Raw genomic sequence first — 255 nt, forward strand, 5'->3', positions numbered from 1 at the left:
GTACCGTTCGCCCTCCGGGGTGCTTATCACGAAGCCGCACGACTCCGCTGGCGCACACCGCCGGGCATGCGCCAGAATCGCTGATTCAGTCTGTGTCATAAAACGGGATTTACTGCGAAAGTTTATTAATGGAAAGGAAACCGCCGAAATTAGCCACCATGCCGCGCATCTCACACCCGCGCATGCATTTACTGCATCTGTCCTTCCGGATATCCGTGGTGGGGTTGTCGAACTCATCCGCCACTGCCGGACCGT

At 56.9% G+C, this 255-nt stretch carries 2 pseudogenes; both read right to left on the bottom strand.

Annotated features, from left to right (window positions below):
- Positions 1–99, bottom strand: a pseudogene (locus E0D98_RS26975) (phage tail protein); the annotation flags it as partial.
- A gap of 10 nt (positions 100–109) precedes the next feature.
- A pseudogene (locus E0D98_RS26980) lies at positions 110–255 on the bottom strand (phage minor tail protein L); the annotation flags it as partial.

This window comes from Escherichia sp. KCJ4928, from assembly GCF_004352695.1.
In the GTDB taxonomy this organism is placed as follows: Bacteria; Pseudomonadota; Gammaproteobacteria; order Enterobacterales; family Enterobacteriaceae; genus ECMA0423.